Below are 20,432 nucleotides of genomic sequence, written 5' to 3' on the forward strand. Positions count from 1 at the left end.
TTTATTATAGACCCTTTTGTATAAAGAATCAACTCGAAAGCATTAAAAATTACATCATTCTTATCATATTTATTTCCTCATTACGATATATATAAACCGGTAACGTTTAACGTACACGATTACCGGTTTACTGTTATTTTTTTAGCGCATTAATGATTTGTTCTGTTAACGCATCTACACCTTTTTGTTCCAAATGGATGCCGTCTGGAGCAAAGTATTCAGTATGACCTTCTGAAGCTTCATACCAATTTATTAATTTAACATTTGAATGTTCTTTAGCAGCTTGAGCTAGCACATCATTCACATGTTGTTCGTACGGTCTTGGCACTCTAACATTAATTAAATAAATATTTGCCTCACCTAATCTTTTAATTAATTCATTTAATTGACGCTTACTAAAATCTCCATTCGTACCCAATTCGAGCACAACTTGGTCACCCTTTTGACTTTTATCTTTATACTGACTAGTAACTAATGGCAATGCTTCATATAAGTTTCTTCCTACCTTGCCATCTATATCTGCATGAGGTACTTTGTCTTTGAATGTATCTCCAATATCTACCATTACAGAATCGCCTAATAATAATGGAGATAAATCTTTTACATCTTTTTTAGATGTCGATTGCTTATCTGTAGCTTCATTGTTATCTATATGTTTGGGTTTTACAAGTTTCTTATCATTATGAGTTGACTGAAATGTTGTTTTTTTATGTGTTATATCATCTTTACCTAATTTGTCGAAAGCGCCTAAAAATACTAATATCGTAGGCACACAAACACATAATGCAACAATTGTTCTAATTAAAGAACTCTTTAATAAGCGGTTAAAGCTAAATATACGGAATCCATGTTTTCTAAATGGTACTTCTATATATCTGTATGATATTTCTGCAAAAGCGACAGTTAGCATCATATCCAAAACAAAGACATAAAGCGGGTATTGCCCTGCTACGTAATATGAATGAATAAAGCTTATTATAGGAAAATGACAGAGATATAAACTATATGATCTTTGCCCTATGTATACAAATGCTTTATTGCCTAATACGCGAGCAAAAATATTTGAAGGATGTACGGCACTTGCAATAATTAATAAAGTAAGGGCTGAAATCAAATAAAAGCCACCATGATAAATCCACGCACTGTCATCCTCCACAGTGAAAAATAAAGTTATTAAAATAAGCAACGCACTTGTTCCAACAGCACCAATTATTATTTGTAAAATTTTTGGTGGTTGAGCATTTAATTTAAATGGAGGCCAAGCAAAAGCTAAAATCACTCCTAATAATATTGTTTGTAAACGTGTATCAGTACCGAAATAAACACGTGAATTTCCCGTCGTCATTAGTGAAATTGTGATCATCAAAATGAATGATAATAGCGACACAATCCATAATATAAGCGTTACTTTTTTATAACTTTTAAATTTAAATAATAATAATATTAAAATGAATGGGAAAAATAAGTAAAACTGTTCCTCAATAGCTAATGACCATAAATGTTTCAATGGCATAAATGCAAATTGTTCAAAATAATTTACATCAGTTACTATGTACCACCAGTTTGACATATAGAAAAGGGCTGCAAATGCGTCGTGTTTAATTTGGACAATGTGAGAAGGTTTAAAAATAAGAGTAGCTATGATAACTGTAAAAATTAAAATCAACACAGCTGGTAATAGTCGTTGTATACGTCTGAGCCAAAATTGCTTTATTTTAATCGTTCCTGTTGCTTCATATTCGCTAAGTAATAAGCTGGTAATAAGATACCCAGAAATCACGAAAAAGGTATCAACACCTAAAAAGCCACCACTAAGCCATTGCTTATTTAAGTGATAAATTATAATACCAATAACGGCAATCGCTCTTAATCCATCTAAACCAGGCATATAGCGTTTAGGATAACGTTTACGATTGTTAGTTGTATTGTTTGTTTTCATTAATAAACATCTTTCCTTAAAATTTATTGAATGTCAGGCATTTATAAATTGTAATGTTTTTGTAATGAAATTGCAATTATTTTAATGAATTGCACAACTAAAATTTAAATCTTCTACTTTTAAACATAAAAAGCTTAGATAATAATCACAAATGACTGCAATTATCATCTAAGCTTTATCATGTATCAATTAAATTATTATCCAATACCTAATGCTATTTTTGCATAGCGAGACATCATTTCTTTATCCCATGGTGGATTCCATACGATATTTACTTCTGTGTCTTGAATTTCAGGTAATTCAGCTAATACCATCTTAATTTGATTAATAATTTGCGGTCCAAGAGGACAGCCCATAGAAGTCAATGTCATTTCTACCGTACATAAACCTTCATCGTCTACATCTACTTTATATACTAAACCTAAGTTAACGATATCAATACCTAACTCAGGGTCAATTACCATTTCTAAGGCATTTAAAATATTATCTTTTAAACCTTCATCCATTTGTCTCACCTCTTTGTATTTAATCTTACTTAACAATATATCAAATATCTTACAAAACGCCAATAAAATGCTATGATGTTGTTACAATCTAATATACTCATTTCAAGGAGAAAGTTATGCAACCTTATTTAATTTGTCTAGATTTAGACGGAACGTTATTAAATGATGAAAAAATCATTACACCTTACACAAAAAAAGTACTAACTGTTTTACAAGCACAAGGCCATAAATTAATGATTGCTACAGGTCGTCCATACCGTGCAAGTCAAATATATTACCATGAATTAAATATGGATACACCTATCGTCAATTTTAATGGTGCGTACGTTCACCACCCTAAAAACAAAGCGTTTAAAGAACAACATCAAGTACTTGATTTAAACTTAGCTACAAGTATCATTCAATCTTTAAAAGACTATGGTGTTAGTAATATGATAGCCGAAATTAAAGACCATGTATTTATCGAAAATTTTGACCAAAAATTATTTGACGGTTTTTCAATGGGTAATCCTAAAATAGAAACTGGTAATTTACTACAAAATTTAAATACGTCACCTACGTCAATTTTAGTAGAAGCTGAAGAAGTAATGATTCCTAGGATTAAGCAAATGTTATCAAGCTTTTATACAGAAAGCATAGAACATCGTCGCTGGGGCTCACCTTTTCCAGTAATTGAAATCGTAGGTAAAAACATCAACAAAGCACGTGGTATAGAAACATCAACATCACACTTAGACATTGATCAACAACACATTATCGCCTTTGGTGACGAAGACAATGATTTAGAAATGATTAAATACGCAGAGCACGGCATTGCTATGGGTAACGGTTTAACTGATTTAAAAAATATAGCCAATGCTACTACATTTACTAATAATGAAGATGGCGTTGCTCATTATCTAAATGACTTCTTTAAGTTAAACATTAAACAGGAACAATATATAAATAGTAAAGTATAATTTTAGAATTTTAACATTTATTACCAATCACTAAATTTTATACTTACCATTAGTAGGAGGTTATTATATGACCGAGATAATTGTCGTAGGCGCTGTAGCGGGAGGTGCAACTGTCGCAAGTCAAATACGTAGAATAGATAAACAAAGTAACATTACTATTTTCGAAAAAGATAGAGACATGAGTTTTGCCAATTGTGGTTTACCGTACTATCTTGGCAATGTCGTCGATTCAAGAGATAAACTACTTGCTACAACACCTGAAGCTTTCTATGAAAAGAAAAATATTACTGTTAAAACGCACCATGAAGTTACCGCGATTGATGATGTAAATCAAACAGTGTCAGTTTATAATCACTTAACTTCAGAAAGCACAATAGTACCCTACGATAAATTAATATTAAGCCCAGGTTGTAGTGCAAATACGCTACCTTTAAATAGTGATATTGTATTTACTTTACGCAATATGGAAGATACTGACGCTATCGAAAACTTTATTACCACTAATAATGTTCAAAGTGCCTTAGTCGTAGGTGCTGGCTATATAAGCTTAGAAGTTTTAGATAATCTACATTATCGTGGAATTGACACGACACTTATTCATCGTTCAACTCAAGTCAATAAATTAATGGACCAAGATATGAATCAGCCTATTTTTGATGAATTAAACAATAGAAACATCACCTACCATTTAAATGAAGAAATAAGTAAAGTTGATGGCAATAAAGTTACCTTTAAATCTGGAAAGGAAGCATCATACGACATCATTATTACTGGTGTAGGTATTACACCAAATTCTGACTTTGTTAAATCATCAAATGTACGACTTGACGATAAAGGATACATCCCTGTCAATGATAAATTCGAAACTAACGTGGAGAGTATATATGCATTAGGCGATATTATTACATCACATTATAGACATGTGAATTTACGTGCACATGTACCACTTGCTTGGGGCGCACATCGTGGAGCAAGTATCATTGCTGAACAAATCGCTGGTAACAGTGATATTCGGTTCAAAGGATATCTTGGCGCTAATATCGTTAAATTTTTTGATTATACATTAGCTAGTTCGGGCGTAAATCCACAAGAATTATCAAACTTTGATTATGAGATGCTTGAAATTAATGCTGGTAAGCATGCGAATTATTACCCAGGAAATAGTAAAATACACTTGCGTGTGTATTTCGATAAACAGACTAGGAAAATTATTCGCGCAGCAGCAACAGGCTTAGCGGATGTAGATAAACGGATAGACATTCTAACAATGGCAATGATGCATGGCCTAACCGTCGATGAATTGACAGAAGTTGAAACAGCTTATGCCCCACCTTATAGCCATCCTAAAGATTTAATTAATCTCATTGGTTACTCCGCGCGTGAAAAATAAAATATTTATAATCAATTTCTACTTTTTGTAGAAATTGATTTTTTTGTATTTATTTATAAACATTGTTTTATACATTGTCAAAAGCATTATAGATGAAAAAAAACAATCAACGCATTTATAAATCAAATACATTGATTGCCATTTAAAGTGGTCACAATATCCACACTTTTTAATTATAGCCCGAAAAGCTTTGTTATTGGTCCCCATGGTAAAATAACGCCTAATGCCATAGTGATGACGATAACAATTATTGTCCACCATAACAAACTTGTCGTCGGTTGCCCTTTTTTTCTTTTAATTAATGTCACTTCCATTAAAGCAATTGCTGCAAAACCGCCTACCATTTTAAATGTTAATAACATATGGCCTCCACCATTGCTTCCAGCTGAAAACTCTTGGATAAGTAACCATAATCCTGAGAACAACACCAAAACCATAAATAGTCTTAACAACATATGTACTGGTTTATAGAAAGGTGTTGGCCCTTGCGTCTGTGATAAGTTAAAGTAAGCAGCGAAAAATAAAATAATCGCTAATACCCAACTTAGTATGTGCATGTGTATCATGCTATCCCTCCACACAACTTTATCTTTCTACAGCTATTTTATCATATATCCCCTATTACTCAATCGGTCTTTTTGATTACTGATGAACAAACGATTACGAGACGGAAATATTTTGGCATGTTATAACCTCTATACATAAGGCACCTCGTTAATTTGTTTTTGTCATGATTAATTAAATTATATGAGCGTGCTTTTTTTGTATAAAATTGGAAATTTGTAACGCTTTTGTAAAGTGCTGACGCCTGAGGGAATCGTATGAGTGAGAGACTACAGGTTCGAGCCATACTATCCTACATCAAGGCAAGCATGCACGACAAAATCGTAGATTATAAAAAATAACACCTCATTTATACTGAATAAATCAGTAGAATGAGGTGTTATTTAATTTGAGTTAGGAATTATGTCCCAGACTCGTCATATACCCATTATTCATCTATAGCAATATAATTTGTTAATGTGCCAATATTATCGATTGTTACTTTTACTTCATCACCTGGTTGTAAAAATTGAGGTGGATTCATACCTGCACCTACACCAGCTGGCGTTCCTGTAGCAATAATATCTCCCGGATGTAAGGCTACATATTTAGAAATTTCTTCTATAAGTTCATCTATTTTTAAAATCATTTGGCTAGTATTGCCATCTTGACGTATTTCGTTATTTACTTTAGTGACGATATTAACGTCTTCAGGTGTTGGTAATTCATCTTTAGTTACGATATATGGTCCAATTGGGCAACCGCCTGTTAAACTTTTAGATAAGAAAGCTTGCGCATGCGTTTTTTGTGCAGTACGATCAGTCACATCATTGATTATAGTGTAACCATAAACATAGTCTAAAGCTAAGCCTTTAGGAATTTTTTCACCATCTTTACCGATAACAATACCTAACTCACCTTCATAATCTAATTGATCAGTAATATCTTTATGATTTGGTATTGTGCTGTTATCACCAGTTAATGAAGATGCCGCTTTAGTAAAGACATATAAACGTTGAACTTCATTATTTAATTCATTAGCATGATCTTGATAATTACGTCCAAAAGCAATCACATTATTCGTTGGTGTTACTGGTGGTAAAAATTCTATATCTGAAAATGGCACTTTATAATTATCACCATTACCACTATCTTCAGCAGCGACTACTGCTTTTCTAACTTGTTCTTGGAAATCAACTAATTGATTTTGTTGTAAACCATTTAACAACGTCTTCGGATGAAATTCACCTTCAGCAAAGTCTGCAAATACACGTTTTAAATCCCATGCTGCTTCTTCACGTTTTACTTTAACGCCATAGGATGTTTGTCCTTCATGTCTGAATGATAAAAATTTCATTCAATATCAGCTCCTCAACTTTTAACTTACTTCATATTATAACTATAATTTTAAGTAAATAACAAATAAATGAATAGGTTGAAATCATTAAAATTTAACATCAAATCTAATGAATAACACAATCGTATCCTATTATTATTCATCTTTCCCTAAGTTCAATTTTTTATGCGTTAATTTTTAAAGAAAATGTATATTTCGGTGTAATTTAAACGCTCCAGAAGTATTCGTAACTATCAGTTAACCTTTATTCATCTAATGATAATTGACCATATTTAAAGAAATATAAATAACCTTTCACTTCTGTATTTAATATTGTTTCTAAAGTGTTTTTATAATAAGTCATTTGTATGTTATAACGATTTCTTAGTTGTTTACCTATTTCTTCATCGGTCATACCTCTACGTCGATTAAAAGCGTCTGTTTTATAATCTACAAAATAATACAAACCCTCTTTTACGAAAATTAAATCTATCATACCTTGAATTATAGAACTATCTGCTTCATCCTCTGGTACGTGATCAACTCTGCCTTGATTTACAATGAATGGTAATTCTCTATATACTGCGTCGCTATTAGCGATAGCTAAATATAAATCACTGTCAATAAATTGTTCTATTTCAGTAATGTTGATGTCTTGTTTAGCATCTTCAGCTATGATGTTTTTGCTAATTAAGTCATCGATATATGCGTTCACTTCTTCAGTATTTAATCGTTCTGCTTTGAACGGTAAATGTTGCATAACCGTATGCATTAAAGTTCCAATTTCATTTGCCTTACGCTTGGTATAATGATTTAAAAAGTTTGGTCGTTCATACGTAGTTGAACCAACACGATATTGTCTAACACGATTGTAATCCGTACCCGCTTCTTCAGTTTCGAGTTGTCGCTTCAATTCTGAAACAGATTGTTTAGACGCTTTATGCATGTCTTTTTGATATGGATATTCATAACTTAATTGTTCATGAATTTGCGCTTGTAACGTTTTATCATTTGTTGCTTCGTTTAATATATCATGAACAGTACGTTGCGATGATGTGTCAGCGACATATTCACTAGCGATATCTTCATAATTGTGAATGTTAATATTCACATTCGGTCTTATACTCGCGTCTAACGCATCGATATCTTTTTCGAATTGAAGATCTGCTGGAATAGCAGTTGATTGATATTTTGCTAATATTGTGTAGATAAGGTCTATGGGTCGCTGAGCCGTCAATCTATAACTCACAGGTAAATAATCATTGGAAACTGATACTTGCTCCCATTGTTCCAATTCTTTACTATCTTTCACTCTACCAATCAAATACAATTGTTCTTTTGCTCTCGTTAATGCAACGTAGATAAGTCTCATCTCTTCAGAAATTAATTCTTTTTCTGCAATAGCTTTTAAAGTAACAGAAGCCAACGAAGGATAACTTACGTTTTGTTGGACATTAAAATAACTCATTCCTAAACCATATTGTTGATTTAAAATGACAGGTTTACTTAAAGCGTCCCTTCGGAATTTTCTTGAAAGTCCTGAATATATTACAAATGGGAACTCTAGTCCTTTACTACTATGGACTGTCATCATTCGTACTACATCATCATTCGGTCCAATTACATTTTCTTCACCAAAATCTTTACCGCGCTCTATTAATTCGTCAATAAAACGAATAAATTGATACAATCCTCTGAAACTTGAGTTTTCAAATTCTATTGCTTTATTAAACAAACCATATAAATTAGCTCTTCTACCTTTACCGCCAATTAATCCACTAAAATATTGAATAACAAAATGATCATTGTAAAATTTATCAATTAATTGGTAAACTGGATGACTTTGACTATAGGTTTGATACATAGCTAAGTCGTCCATAAAGTATTGCAATTTTTGTACGAGCTTTTTATTAGCAAGTGCATTATTCATATAATTATGAATTGATTGATAGAAATAATCATCGTTAGGGCTAAACACTCTAATATTAGATAATTCATCTTCAGTAAATTGATAAATTACAGAACGCATTAACCCAACTAAATAAATATCTTGCAAAGGATTGTCGACAGTTCTTAAAAATGACAATATCAATCGCACTTCAGTCTGTTCGAAATAGCCTTCTTTGCTATTTACATGGAAAGGAATGTCATGGTCCTTAAAGGCTTGTTGGATACGTCTAGCCTGACCATATGATCGTTCTAAAATCACAATATCTTTATATGTAGGTTGACGATACTTGCCTAACTTCACATCATAAACTTCACGTTCGTTCATAATTTGTTGTACGTGTTGGACGATGTATTCAGCTTCTTGCTCAGCACCTGTTAAATCAGATTCACCATCTTCTATTAACATGTCTAGGTGCAATGGTACATTAGCATCATCAAAGTTGGCACCATAATATAATTGTGCTGCTTCATCATATTCAATTTCACCTACTTGGCTATCCATCATATGCTTAAATAAATAGTTAGTCGTGCTTAATACTTCTTTACGCGATCTGAAATTTTGGGACAAATCAATACGTAAACCACTATTTTTACCTTCTACATTAAAGCGATTATACTTTTCTATAAACAAACTAGGGTCAGCCTGTCTAAATTTATAAATTGATTGTTTGACGTCCCCAACCATAAATAAATTACCATTATGATCGTTTCCTTTTTTAATACAAGCTAAAATATGCTCTTGTACTCTATTCGTATCTTGATATTCATCTACGAGTATTTCATCAATTTGTGTAGCTAATTGTTGTGCTATTTCAGATGGTGTACCGTCTTCATTTGTTAATATTTTCAACGCAAAATGCTCATAATCAGCAAAATCAATAAGATTACTAGTTCTTTTTTTGTGATTAAATTGTTCAATAACATCGGCTGTAATTTGAGCCAAATAACGCACACGTGGTTTTAATTGTTGCATATCGCTTTTAAGACTATCTGCATCTCTTGAGAAATAATCATCCTGCACTTTTGTCACTAAAGACTTGTAGTTGTCATAATGCGCTTTAGCACTATCATATGCTGCTATGTTTGCTTCATTAGCTTCTTTAATTTTTTTATTTTTAGCAGGAAAACGCGGCTCAAATTGATGGTTCGCAATTAATTCAGTGTTTAATACGCCATCTTCCATGGCTTGCGTTAAAAATTGACGTTCTCTTTGCACAACACCTACTTGCTTATCAACCTCTTCTAACATCATAAATAAATCATAACTTTTATTTATTGATTCTTCTGCCGAAGTTAAAAATATTTTAGCCAAGTCACTGAGTAATTGTAACAAGTTGTCTTGTTGGTCTTCATTGTGATATGGTTCTGCAAGCGAATTTAACCATTCAAAAGGATAAGGATTGGCTACACTAAAGTTATATAACTGTTTAATAATTTCTCTCAGCTGTTCATCATTTCTATCGGATGACAGTTGTTCTGTTAAGTCTACAAAATCAGCATCTAATTTGTTATAGTGCTGTTCTAACACTTCATCAATTGTTTGTTCTAATAGTAATATGTTTTCCGCTTCGCTACTCGTTCTAAAGTTTGGATCCACATCTAACACATCATAATGCTGTTGAATTAATTTTAAACAAAAGCTGTGTAATGTTGAAATTTGTGCTTGGTGAATCTTGACGCGTTGACTTTTTAAATGTTCATTCGACGGGTCTTCTAAAGCAGCTTCTTTAATTCTATTTTCGACTCGATGTTTCATTTCACGCGCACTAGCATTAGTAAAGGTAACGACGAGCATGCGATCAACATCTAATTCATCACGTAATATGCGTTGAATAATGCGTTCTACTAATACCGCAGTTTTCCCTGAACCAGCGGCTGCAGCCACTAAAATATCTTGATTTTTAGCATAAATACTTTTCCATTGATTATCGGTCCATTGTGCATTACTTGGCTTTGTTGGTATATTAATCATTTTGCTCGTCTTCCTCACTTTCTATCTCAACTTGTTGAATTGCTTCAAGAGGGTTGATGGTTTCGTCTACTTGACGGTAACGTTTTTGATCAATCATACCATCAACGTGACAGACAGATTTATAGTTACAATATTGACATGGTAATGTTTGATTATATTTAAGTGGAGCGACTTCTGTATGACCATCCATAATATTCGTTGCAGTATCTATAAAGTTTTGTTTATTATGAGCAATAAATTTATAAATCGTTGATTCGTCTGCCACTTTACTACTACTTTTAACAGTGCCATCTTTTTTCAATCCTACTGGTACAATGTCGGAAGTATAACTTGGTTCAATTCTATCATCCAACGCATCTAATACATTGGTATCACTGTTTAATAACCCATTTAATTTAAATGCAGTTAAAAATTCGGATGTCCTTTTTTCTTCTTGCAGTTCTTTCCAAGCTAATTTAATTCGTGGTTCATGCACGTGGAAGTATAATAAGCCGCCCGGTTTCGTAACTTTATTCAACCCTAAACGCGTTTTATTTTGCAATACAATATCCATATACGTCATCATTTGCATTTGCATGCCATAGTATACTTTTGTTAAATCTAAAGTGCCACTATATTTTGACGATTTATAATCGATAATATTAACAAAGCTTTCATCATTTTTGGTGTAAGTATCAATGCGGTCAATTTGACCTCTAATATTGATTGGCACACCTTGACGTGTCACAAGGGGTTGCGCATATAGTTCTTCATTATTTTTAGGATTTTTTCTAAAGCTTGCTTCAAATTTTGTCGGAATAAATTTAGAATGGCTGCCTTGATACTGAAGTGCCGTTAATGTCGTTTCTACTATTGCGCCAATACGTTGAGATAAATAACGATAATATGCCGTGGAGTTAAGCACATTAAATTGCACTTCCGGTAATATTTCTTCTAGTGCTTTTGTCGTCAATTCATGGATTGCCTTATGTGTTAATTTGTTAAATTGACCGTTAACTTGCTCTGAAATATACTTTAATACTTGGTGGAAAATATCTCCTAAATCAAAGTTTTCTAATTTGTATTTAGTGCGTTCATTCAAACGTAATCCATGTGACGCAAAATGTTTAAATGGACAAGCCAAATATCCTTCGAAACGAGACACACTCGCATTAATTTTCTCTCCATATAATGATTTAGATAAAGATTCACTTAATTGCACCGTTTCATTATCATAAGTTAATGCCGTTAGTAGATAATCTAAACCTTGATTTAAACGTTCATCATTTTGCATAACTTGGTATGTATCTAACCACGTTTCAGCGACAATTTCATCATCTAACCATGCTTTTAAAGCTTCAAACAGCGCAATTTTCGTTTGATGTGGATGCTCCATTAACGTTAAAGGATTCATTTGATGTAAATGATGTATATTTTGAATTTCTAAATTACTATACAGTGCTTGAATTTGTGTAATAAAAGGACTCAGTTCCTTTTCATCTCCACTTGTGCCCATTAAGCTATAAGAAAATGTGACATCTGTATGTGCTCTTGTCATCGCAATATAACACACGAAAGCCTCATCCATTTGTAAGATGTCAGCTGTAGGACTTAGTTCAAGTTGGGACTGTGTTTGGAAATATTTCTTTTCATCATCTGTCATTAATCCAGATGCTTGCACTGATTGAGGTATGACCCCGTCATTAACACCAACAAGGTAAACTTTAGCTTTATTGTCTACTTTAGCTAAGTCCATTGTCCCTACACTTACTTGATCTATCATTTGGGGAATCATTCTAAACTCTAACTGTTCTAAACCAATATCTAACAGTTCTAAAAATCTTGTTTTCGACATTTGTTGTTCTTTGAACACAGAAACTAAATCATCTAATGTTTGAATAAATCCATTCCATACTTGGTCTAACTCTTCCGCTTCTGTATGTAGTTGTGTAGCATCTAATCTATCTCTTTCTGCCATTAGTTGACTCGGTAAGTCAAAAGATTCGATTGCTTCATAAAATGAACGTGCGAAATCAACCGCAGTTTGCGCATCGCCCAATCGTTCTTCAAACGCCATAATTTTATTAACGACATTGTCTTTCAATTTAACAACACGTTCAAAAGTTTCACGTTCCTCATCGGTCAAAGGTTGACGCTTGATGCCCATCTTATTAAAACGTTCAATATCAAAATATTTGTCATCTAACCAACGCTTACCATATATACCTCGTTCTAACACGAAATTTTCTAAGATACTAATAAGATAATCACTATGTGCTACATTTTGAGTTAATACATCCGTTTTAAACAGACGCATCAACGGTTCAAAACGCCAATTCGTTTGTAACACTTCGATTAACGAGCGGAACATTTCCATTACCGGATGATGTGTCATCGGCTTTTTCAAATCAATATGATAAGGAATATCATATTGTGGAAAGATTGACTCTATTAAATAAGCATAAGATTCATCTCTATATAAAATTGCGATATCTTGGAACCGTCTGCCTAATTCCCTATTTTCACGTAAAATTTGACGTGCTATTTCATTTATTTCTTCACGCATATTAGACGACTCATAAATTTTAAGATGTTGGTGTGATTGTTGTGGTTCAAATTGTAAGGCGTTAAAATTTTGTTCTAAGTGTTGTAAATCTTTATTCTCAAATCTTTGCTGTTGTGAAAAAGTCTTGATGTTTAATGAAATATTGAGTTCTTGAGCGATTGCTTCGACATGTGTTAAAGATTCTGATGGCTTTCTATATAAACTAAATGGATCTTTATCACCATCTGTTGTCAAAAGAATTGTAACTTGTTGACATTGCTTAACTAATCCTTTAATAATTTCATATTCTAATGTAGAAAAATTGTGGAAGCCATCTATATATATTTGTGCACGACTTAACCATTCAGATTGATCCATCATAGTGATAAAACGTTGTAATGTATCTTCAGTAGAAACATATTGACCATTAATACGGTGCTCTAATTGTTTATAAACTAAAGCGATATCCTGTAATTTATGTTGCGTTCTTGTTTGTAAGTTGTTTTCAGCAATATATGCTTCTAGTTGTTGTGGAGAAACTGCATATTTTTTAAAATCTTGAATTTGTTCATATAATTTTTCACTAAAACCATAATATTTAACTTGTGATTGATATAACTTCAAATCATTTTTATGTTGTTGAATAATATCATAAATCATCATTTGTGTAGCAGCTTTTGATAATTGTTCTTCCATTAGTCCCCCAACTTCTTGAAAGACACGATAGCTTAAACGCTCAAAGTGTAGCACTTCGGTTCTTAAACTCCCATTCAATTCTGGATCATTAACAAATGCTTGTTCTAGTTGGAATGTATTTTGTGTTGGTGCGATTAAAACAATAGGATCGCCTAACGGATTTTGTTTCATATCCGCTTTAATCGTTTCTATCATTTTATGAGATTTTCCTGTTCCTGCTCTTCCTATATATGCATTTAATTCCATGAACTCGCTCCACTCCTTTGAGTCATATTTTAACACATCAAGCTAAAAAATCATTGTGCGCTATAAGTATAAAAAAGAAGAATTAGTTAACTTTAAACTTGTACATGTCAACTAATTCTTCATTATTTATTATTTATTATAATTCGTATCTGGATCGAAGCCAAATTTAAAATCACTAAATGGCCAAAATCTAAATGATACTTTACCTACTACTGTATCTTTATCTATTAAACCGAATGAACGACTATCTTTACTTACTTCACGGTTGTCACCTAACACTAATAATTTACCTTTAGGTATTTTACTACCATGCGCATTTGGTAAATCTTTCGTTTTGAAACTTCCTGTAATGTATTCATATTGCTTATGTTTTTCATTGTAGTCTAGGTATGGTTCTTTTACTTGGTGACCATTAACATATAATTTATCTTTTTTATATTCGATATTATCTCCTGGCGTTCCAATTACACGCTTAACGTAGTCATCAGTTTTATTAGCATGGAATACGATAACATTACCTTTTTTAATATCATTAAATCTATAGTCAAATAAGTTAACAATAACATGTTGACCATCTTTTAATGTTGGATCCATCGAGTCACCTTTCACAGTATATGACTTTGCGACAAAATTGATAATGAATAATACCAATGCTACTGCCACAACGATTGATATAATCCATTCAGTTATTTCTTTTTTCACGTTTCACACCTCATCTATTTATTTAAAATCTACAGTGAATGCCTTAAATGGGTAATACCGTAAAGATACCTCACCAATGATATCTTTTTTATTAATATAACCAAAATTTCTTGAATCGTCTTTATTTTGTCGTTGATCATTCAACACAAAATAATTGTTACTAGGTACGATATCACTTTCAGAACCTTTAATTTGACGTAACACCAAATTATCAATGTTATTGCTTTTAATATACGGTTCATCTACATGTCTATCATCACGGCGTAACTTTCCATTTTTAAAGACGATAGACTGACCGGGTTCCCCAATAATTCGTGCAACATAAGTATGTCCATTATGATGATACATAATAATGTCGTTGTTTTTCAATAGGTTAAAAGTCGTAGTTATTTTATTTACGATTAAACGATCTCCACTCTTCAAAATAGGAGTCATATTGCTATTGTGCATAACTATGCCTGTAATTACAAATGCTTGTAGCAATAAAACTATAATAATCGCAAAAATAATAGAAATCAAATGATTTATTATTTTTTTCATGGCGTCACTCCTTTGATGAATGCATAAAGTGTTTTTCTAACTTTCTTCCTATAAACCAAACAATAATTACAACAATCACGACAAGCGTTATACGTATAGGATTAGTAAATAATGTAGCTATATCTTTTCCTAACCAACCTACAAGACTAATCATGACTAATTTTGATAATGCTAATACCCAAAAATAATGTACAGATTTAATGTTTGTAACGCTAGCGATTAAATTCACTAAAGCACTCGGTGTAAAAGGAAAACAAAACAAAATAAATATTGGTATAACGCCATGTTCATCAATATACTTAATTAATCTTTCTGCAGACTTACGTTGCTTTAGTCGTTTCATATATTTAGAATTAGACAATCTCCGAAAGATTAAAAACATAATAAAGCTACCAAGCACTGTACCTAACCATGCCAGTATCATTCCTATTGCAAAACCATAGGCATTTACATTTACTATAACAAATACTATCAACGGTAAAATAGGTATAAATGCTTCAATAAATGGTAATAAAAATCCAACAAGATACCCCATACTTCCAAATGCATCAAACCATTCATTAACTTGTTCAGTCGACATTCAATCAATCCTCATCCCTACTATTGATTTATATTATATGTTTTTTTGTAACGTTTTTAAATACTTAACACTTCATGTATAAATAATTCATGCTGCAGTAGTAGTCCCTTTTCGTATGTATGTCTGATAAACGATATAAAAAAGCGATGACATCATCTAGACTGTGTAGATTCTATCACCGCTCTTATTTTATTTATCTATATCTTGCGTTTAATATAATCGTTAAATTATAGACGTTGTTCTAATTCTTGTTTTTTATCTTCAAAGCCTGGTTTACCTAATAGCGCAAACATATTTTGTTTATATGCTTCAACACCAGGTTGGTTAAATGGATTAACACCTAACTGGTAACCACTCATCGCACATGCAAGTTCGAAGAAGTAAACAACATAACCAAATGTTTCTTCGTCTAATTTAGGAATATTCACAACTAAATTAGGAACACCACCATCTGTATGAGCTAACAAAGTACCTTCGAAGGCTTTAGTGTTAACTTCATCGATTGTTTTGCCAGCTAAATAGTTAAGACCATCTAAGTCATCTTTGTCTTCGTCAATCGTAATATTATGTTTTGGATTATTAACTTTAACTACTGTTTCGAATAAGAAACGTCTACCTTCTTGAACATATTGACCTAATGAGTGTAAGTCAGTAGTGTAGTTAGCACTTGATGGATATATACCTTTATAATCTTTCCCTTCAGATTCACCAAATAATTGCTTCCACCATTCATTAAAGTATTGCATAGAAGGTTCATAGTTAATAAGCATTTCAGTTGTATAACCTTTTGCATATAAAATATTACGGATTGTCGCATATTGATATGCAATATTATCTTCTAAGTTCTCAGAAGAAAGTTCTTCTCTCGCTTTAGCAGCACCTTGCATCATCGTTTCAATATCGATGCCTGCTACGGCGATTGGTAATAAGCCTACTGCAGTTAATACTGAGTAACGTCCACCAACGTCATCAGGAACGACGAAAGTTTCATAGCCTTCGTTTGTAGCTAATTGTTTTAAAGCACCTTTTTCTTTATCAGTTGTAGCAAAGATACGTTTTTTCGCTTCATCTTTACCATATTTGTCTTCTACTAATTGTTTAAATAATCTAAACGCTACAGCAGGTTCTGTAGTTGTACCTGATTTAGAAATGACGTTTACTGAGAAATCTTTACCATCTAAATAATTTATTAATTCTTGTGTGTAAGAAGAAGATAAATGATTACCTACAAATACAATTTCAGGATATTCATCACTATTTCTAAATGATGAAGTCAACATTTCAATTGCTGCACGAGCACCTAAATAAGAACCACCGATACCAATAACTACAAAAACATCTGAATGTGCTTTAACGCGTTTAGACGCTTCTAAAATACGTGAAAATTCTTCTTTATCATAATCAACAGGAAGATCTATCCAGCCTAAGAAATCATTGCCAGCACCTGTACCTTCGTGAATAGTATGATGAATTGCTTTAACGATATCTTTTTGTTGTTCTAATTCATGTTCGTTAAAAAATTCTAAAGTTTTACCATAATCTAACTGTATATGAGTCATGTAAATTGCCTCCTGTATATTGGATTCATATATTATTTTACTCACTTTGTAATTAGTATTCAAACAACTAGCCTATCCCATATTTATATAGCAAGAAAAACGAGTTAGTTAAATGTATATCACATTTTCATATTATATGCATAAAAATATACATTTTACTCACTCTACTATAAAAGCATTACTATAAATATATATCATTCAAATGCTAGAAGGAAAAACAGCAGAAAATTAAAATATTTGTATATTTATGTAAAAAAATGGTTTAATTTTCATTTACTTTTTGTTATTCTAGTTTTATTAACTTACAAAATAAAAATTACAAATGAGGTGTCTTATATGAAACAAAAAATAGTTTTAGCATATTCAGGCGGTTTAGATACAAGCGTAGCAGTACATTGGTTAATCGAGAAAGGCTATGATGTAGTAGCTTGTTGCTTAGATGTTGGCGAAGGAAAGGATTTAGACGTTGTATATCAAAAAGCATTGGATATGGGCGCTGTAGAATGCCACATTATTGATGCTACAGAAGAATTTAGTCAAGATTATGTCTCCTATGCAATCAAAGGTAATTTAATGTATGAAGGTGCATACCCGTTAGTATCAGCACTTTCAAGACCATTAATTTCAAAAAAATTAGTAGAAATTGCTGACAAAACGGATGCAGTTGGTATTGCTCATGGTTGTACTGGTAAAGGTAATGACCAAGTTCGTTTCGAAGTATCTATAAAAGCGCTAAATCCTGAATTAAAAGTATTTGCGCCAGTGAGAGAATGGGCATGGAGTCGTGAAGAAGAAATTGACTATGCAATTAAACACAACATCCCTGTACCTATCCAACATGACTCACCGTATTCTATCGATCAAAACTTATGGGGGAGAAGTAATGAATGTGGCATATTAGAAGATCCTTATGCAACACCACCAGAAGATGCCTATGATTTAACGAACGCTTTAGAAAATACGCCAGATCAAGCTGAAGAATTAGTGTTATCTTTTGAAAAAGGGTTACCCACAGCTTTAAACGGCGAAACACTTTCATTAACTAAATTAATCTTAAAATTAAATAAAATTGCGGGTAAACATGGTATCGGCAGAATCGACCACGTAGAAAATAGACTTGTAGGTATTAAATCGAGAGAAGTTTATGAAACGCCGGCTGCTGAAGTTATCGTTAAAGCACATAAAGCGCTAGAAACAATTACCTTAACTAAAGATGTTGCTCACTTTAAACCAGTTATCGAAAAACAATTGTCAGAGCAAGTGTATAATGCTTTATGGTTCTCACCATTAACAGATAGCTTAAAAACATTCATTGATAGTACACAAGACCACGTTACTGGTGAAGTAAGAATCAAACTTTATAAAGGTAATGCTGTCGTTAATGGTAGAAAGTCTCCATTTACTTTATACAATGAAAAATTAGCTACGTATACAAAAGAAGACGCATTTAATCAAGAGTCTGCAGTAGGTTTCATAGAAATTTACGGTTTACCAACACAAGTAAATTCTATGCTTCATGGAGGTTATCACAATGAGTGAGAAAGCTTGGGGTGGCAGATTCAAAGAAAAGCCTGAAGATTGGGTTGATGAATTTAACGCATCTATTCACTTTGATAAGACTTTAATTAAACAAGACATTGAAGGTAGTATTGCTCATGCTAAGATGTTAGCCAATCAAAATATCATTGCTCCTAAGGAGAGCGATGATATTGTTGCAGGCTTAGAACAAATATTAACTGATTATGAAGCAGGCAATATTAAATTTGATGTATCGTTAGAAGATATTCACTTAAATATAGAACATGAATTAATTAAACGTATCGGTGATACTGGAGGAAAATTGCATACGGGACGTAGTAGAAATGATCAAGTTGCGACGGATATGCACTTATATACAAAAGAACAAGTCTCAACGATTATCGAATTAATTACGTCATTTCAAACAACCATCGTAAACGTTGCAGAACAGCATGTTGATACTATTATGCCTGGATATACTCATTTGCAAAGAGCTCAACCTATTTCGTTTGCGCATCATCTTTTAACTTATTACTGGATGTTGGAAAGAGATAAAGGTAGATTTCATGATAGTTTGAAAAGAATCGATATATCACCACTTGGTGCAGCCGCTTTGAGCGGCACAACTTACCCTATTGATCGTCAAATGACACAAGCGTTATTAGGATTTGATGCTTTATACGAAAACAGTATGGATGCGGTTAGTGATAGAGATTACATTGTTGAAACGCTACACAATATTTCTTTAACTATGGTCCACCTATCTCGTTTTGCGGAAGAAATTATTTTTTGGTCTTCAGCAGAAGCCAATTTCGTTACTTTATCCGATGCATTTTCTACTGGTTCTTCAATTATGCCACAAAAGAAAAATCCAGATATGGCTGAGTTAATCAGAGGTAAAGTTGGTCGAACTGCAGGTCATTTAACAAGTATGTTAATGACTTTAAAGGGCTTACCACTTGCGTACAATAAAGATATGCAAGAAGATAAAGAAGGTTTGTTCGACGCTGTTCATACCATTAAAGGTTCTTTAAGAATTTTTGAAGGTATGGTTGATTCAATGACTATTAACGTTGACCAATTAAAAGAAACTGTAAACAATGACTTTTCTAACGCTACAGAACTTGCAGATTATTTAGTTACTAAAGACGTTCCCTTTAGAACAGCACATGAAATAGTTGGCAAAATTGTATTATGGTGTATACAAAATAATAAATATTTATTAGATGTACCACTTGATCAATACCAAGAAGCCCACTCTTCGATTGAAGAAGATATATATTCTTTCTTAAAACCTGAAAATTGCGTTAGTCGAAGAATCAGTTATGGTTCTACTGGTCAAGATGCAGTACAGCAACAATTAAAAATTATTAAAAATCAATTGCATTAAAAAAATGGAAACGGAACAAAAATCTTATTTTTATAAGAAGTTTTGTAGTCCCGCCCCAGCAAAGATGACTAGCGTTGAAAGC

Annotated in this window: 14 protein-coding genes; 4 read left to right on the forward strand and 10 right to left on the reverse strand. The window is 32.5% G+C overall.

Features of this window, described 5'->3' with window-relative positions; genetic code table 11:
- Nucleotides 1-133: 133 nt before the first annotated feature.
- Together RPL90_RS10395 and RPL90_RS10400 are read right to left on the reverse strand one after the other, a co-directional pair.
- On the reverse strand, nt 134-1,939 hold the full coding sequence (locus RPL90_RS10395) for an acyltransferase family protein (RefSeq protein ID WP_313548924.1): 1,806 nt from the start codon (nt 1,937-1,939) through the stop codon (nt 134-136).
- A 197-nt stretch (nt 1,940-2,136) separates the two neighbouring features.
- Complete coding sequence (locus tag RPL90_RS10400) at nt 2,137-2,445, reverse strand: metal-sulfur cluster assembly factor (RefSeq protein WP_048792698.1); 309 nt, start codon at nt 2,443-2,445, stop codon at nt 2,137-2,139.
- Nucleotides 2,446-2,561: 116 nt separating this feature from the next.
- Between RPL90_RS10400 and RPL90_RS10405 the strand changes: the two genes are divergently transcribed.
- Both RPL90_RS10405 and RPL90_RS10410 read left to right on the forward strand, forming a co-directional pair.
- The gene (locus RPL90_RS10405; protein ID WP_313548929.1) at nt 2,562-3,404 is read left to right on the forward strand and encodes a Cof-type HAD-IIB family hydrolase; all 843 of its coding nucleotides are present in this window, start codon (nt 2,562-2,564) and stop codon (nt 3,402-3,404) included.
- A gap of 67 nt (nt 3,405-3,471) precedes the next feature.
- Nucleotides 3,472-4,794, forward strand: coding sequence for a CoA-disulfide reductase (locus tag RPL90_RS10410; RefSeq protein ID WP_313548932.1), 1,323 nt, complete (start codon nt 3,472-3,474; stop codon nt 4,792-4,794).
- A 173-nt stretch (nt 4,795-4,967) separates the two neighbouring features.
- Here the strand turns inward: RPL90_RS10410 and RPL90_RS10415 are convergent, their stop codons facing one another.
- The 8 genes from RPL90_RS10415 to RPL90_RS10450 form a co-directional block, all read right to left on the reverse strand.
- A complete protein-coding gene (locus RPL90_RS10415) occupies nt 4,968-5,360 on the reverse strand; it encodes a YisL family protein (RefSeq protein WP_313548934.1) in 393 nt (130 codons plus the stop codon).
- A 425-nt stretch (nt 5,361-5,785) separates the two neighbouring features.
- Nucleotides 5,786-6,694, reverse strand: coding sequence for a fumarylacetoacetate hydrolase family protein (locus RPL90_RS10420; RefSeq protein ID WP_313548937.1), 909 nt, complete (start codon nt 6,692-6,694; stop codon nt 5,786-5,788).
- Nucleotides 6,695-6,938: 244 nt separating this feature from the next.
- Nucleotides 6,939-10,595 carry a helicase-exonuclease AddAB subunit AddA gene (gene addA, locus RPL90_RS10425; RefSeq protein WP_313548942.1) on the reverse strand — a complete coding sequence of 1,219 codons (3,657 nt, stop codon included), beginning with the start codon at nt 10,593-10,595 and terminating at the stop codon, nt 6,939-6,941.
- Entirely contained in the window at nt 10,588-14,061 is a 3,474-nt protein-coding gene (gene addB, locus RPL90_RS10430; protein ID WP_313548946.1) for a helicase-exonuclease AddAB subunit AddB, read from the reverse strand. Before addB ends, addA begins: the two co-directional genes overlap by 8 nt.
- A gap of 129 nt (nt 14,062-14,190) precedes the next feature.
- Nucleotides 14,191-14,763, reverse strand: coding sequence for a signal peptidase I (lepB, locus tag RPL90_RS10435; RefSeq protein ID WP_313548952.1), 573 nt, complete (start codon nt 14,761-14,763; stop codon nt 14,191-14,193).
- A gap of 18 nt (nt 14,764-14,781) precedes the next feature.
- Nucleotides 14,782-15,303 (reverse strand): signal peptidase I, encoded by a 522-nt coding sequence (lepB, locus tag RPL90_RS10440; protein WP_313548958.1) that lies wholly within the window; start codon nt 15,301-15,303, stop codon nt 14,782-14,784.
- A gap of 4 nt (nt 15,304-15,307) precedes the next feature.
- Nucleotides 15,308-15,883, reverse strand: a complete 576-nt coding sequence (locus RPL90_RS10445) for a TVP38/TMEM64 family protein (RefSeq protein ID WP_313548964.1) — start codon at nt 15,881-15,883, stop codon at nt 15,308-15,310.
- Between the two features lie 227 nt (nt 15,884-16,110).
- On the reverse strand, nt 16,111-17,442 hold the full coding sequence (locus RPL90_RS10450; protein ID WP_313548970.1) for a glucose-6-phosphate isomerase: 1,332 nt from the start codon (nt 17,440-17,442) through the stop codon (nt 16,111-16,113).
- Nucleotides 17,443-17,778: 336 nt separating this feature from the next.
- Here RPL90_RS10450 and RPL90_RS10455 point away from each other — a divergent pair, with 336 nt between their 5' ends.
- Both RPL90_RS10455 and argH read left to right on the forward strand, forming a co-directional pair.
- Complete coding sequence (locus RPL90_RS10455; protein WP_313548976.1) at nt 17,779-18,981, forward strand: argininosuccinate synthase; 1,203 nt, start codon at nt 17,779-17,781, stop codon at nt 18,979-18,981.
- Nucleotides 18,974-20,350 (forward strand): argininosuccinate lyase, encoded by a 1,377-nt coding sequence (gene argH, locus RPL90_RS10460; RefSeq protein ID WP_313548982.1) that lies wholly within the window; start codon nt 18,974-18,976, stop codon nt 20,348-20,350. Before RPL90_RS10455 ends, argH begins: the two co-directional genes overlap by 8 nt.
- The last annotated feature ends 82 nt before the right edge of the window (nt 20,351-20,432 follow it).

It is taken from the genome of Staphylococcus kloosii, from assembly GCF_032139365.1.
In the GTDB taxonomy this organism is placed as follows: domain Bacteria; phylum Bacillota; class Bacilli; order Staphylococcales; family Staphylococcaceae; genus Staphylococcus; species Staphylococcus kloosii_A.

What these genes read in the sequence shown, in the direction of transcription:
- RPL90_RS10395 (WP_313548924.1), bottom strand. Translation starts at nt 1,939, where the DNA reads ATGAAAACAAACAATACAACTAACAATCGTAAACGTTATCCTAAACGC.
- RPL90_RS10400 (WP_048792698.1), bottom strand. Translation starts at nt 2,445, where the DNA reads ATGGATGAAGGTTTAAAAGATAATATTTTAAATGCCTTAGAAATGGTA.
- RPL90_RS10405 (WP_313548929.1), top strand. Translation starts at nt 2,562, where the DNA reads ATGCAACCTTATTTAATTTGTCTAGATTTAGACGGAACGTTATTAAAT.
- RPL90_RS10410 (WP_313548932.1), top strand. Translation starts at nt 3,472, where the DNA reads ATGACCGAGATAATTGTCGTAGGCGCTGTAGCGGGAGGTGCAACTGTC.
- RPL90_RS10415 (WP_313548934.1), bottom strand. Translation starts at nt 5,360, where the DNA reads ATGATACACATGCACATACTAAGTTGGGTATTAGCGATTATTTTATTT.
- RPL90_RS10420 (WP_313548937.1), bottom strand. Translation starts at nt 6,694, where the DNA reads ATGAAATTTTTATCATTCAGACATGAAGGACAAACATCCTATGGCGTT.
- addA (WP_313548942.1), bottom strand. Translation starts at nt 10,595, where the DNA reads ATGATTAATATACCAACAAAGCCAAGTAATGCACAATGGACCGATAAT.
- addB (WP_313548946.1), bottom strand. Translation starts at nt 14,061, where the DNA reads ATGGAATTAAATGCATATATAGGAAGAGCAGGAACAGGAAAATCTCAT.
- lepB (WP_313548958.1), bottom strand. Translation starts at nt 15,303, where the DNA reads ATGAAAAAAATAATAAATCATTTGATTTCTATTATTTTTGCGATTATT.
- RPL90_RS10445 (WP_313548964.1), bottom strand. Translation starts at nt 15,883, where the DNA reads ATGTCGACTGAACAAGTTAATGAATGGTTTGATGCATTTGGAAGTATG.
- RPL90_RS10450 (WP_313548970.1), bottom strand. Translation starts at nt 17,442, where the DNA reads ATGACTCATATACAGTTAGATTATGGTAAAACTTTAGAATTTTTTAAC.
- RPL90_RS10455 (WP_313548976.1), top strand. Translation starts at nt 17,779, where the DNA reads ATGAAACAAAAAATAGTTTTAGCATATTCAGGCGGTTTAGATACAAGC.
- argH (WP_313548982.1), top strand. Translation starts at nt 18,974, where the DNA reads ATGAGTGAGAAAGCTTGGGGTGGCAGATTCAAAGAAAAGCCTGAAGAT.